This is a genomic window from Streptococcus sanguinis (assembly GCF_020729765.1).
Taxonomy (GTDB): Bacteria; Bacillota; Bacilli; order Lactobacillales; family Streptococcaceae; genus Streptococcus; species Streptococcus sanguinis_Q.
This window is the reverse complement of sequence record NZ_JAJEPD010000056.1, coordinates 1-946: the sequence shown is the minus strand read 5'-3', so window position 1 is coordinate 946 and position 946 is coordinate 1. Positions and strand designations below refer to the sequence as shown.

Annotated in this window: 1 protein-coding gene and 1 pseudogene; both read right to left on the bottom strand. The window is 33.5% G+C overall.

Going from position 1 to position 946, the window contains the following annotated elements:
• A pseudogene (locus K4H96_RS07870) lies at nt 1-291 on the bottom strand (hypothetical protein); the annotation flags it as partial.
• A gap of 44 nt (nt 292-335) precedes the next feature.
• On the bottom strand, nt 336-635 hold the full coding sequence (locus K4H96_RS12380; RefSeq protein WP_223337230.1) for a hypothetical protein: 300 nt from the start codon (nt 633-635) through the stop codon (nt 336-338).
• Between the last annotated feature and the right edge of the window lie 311 nt (nt 636-946).

Here is a 946-nt window from a genome sequence, read left to right as displayed (position 1 = left end):
CATCATTGCGCAAATATACTTTATTACCATAATTATCATAAACTACTGGAACTATACGAGCATTTACAAAACCTTCTCCTCCTCCACCACTTTTAAAAATAGGAGAAAATTCGATTTTACTGATCGATTTTACTGATTCTTTTAGGTAGGTTGCGATTGTTCCTCATAAAGTTGAAAACCATGCCGGTAGAGATTATCCACTTTCATTCGATCCATATAAAATTTACCTCCTATTACTAGTAGAAAAAAACAAAGCAAAGATAAAAGAATAGATTTTGTTCGTTTTGACATATAATTTTCCTCTTCTTTCTATCCAAACTTACCAAATTCGTGCGTTACTGCCATTCGAAAGCCTCTCTTCCCTGCACTCGTCTAATTTCCAAATTATAGACAATCTTAGCTTGGGGACTGCCTTGGCTATTTTTTTCTACACCTTTTAGATACCCTTCACGAGAAAAAGCATCCATCTTTTCATCAGTAATTTCATCCTTATTCAATTTTAATCCATCTGGCAAATGCTGGTAACCTTCCACACTAACAGATTCATTCTTCTTATTATGTAAATAAATTATTTCTGAACCATCATTGACATTAAAATCCAAATCAATTCCAGCTGTCATTTCATAATCTGCCACACCCATCTTTAAAACGCCATCATTGCGCAAATATACTTTATTACCATAATTATCATAAACTACTGGAACTATACGAGCATTTACAAAACCTTCTCCTCCTCCACCACTTTTAAAAATAGGAGAAAATTCGATTTTACTGATACCGCTRTAATGYTCYTTTAGRTARGTCGCGATTGTTCTTCATAGAGCTGAAAACCATGCCGGTAGAGATTATCCACTTTCATTCGATCCATATAAAATTTACCTCCTATTACTACCTCCTATTACTAGTAGAAAAAAACAAAGCAAAGATAAAAGAATAGATTTTGTTC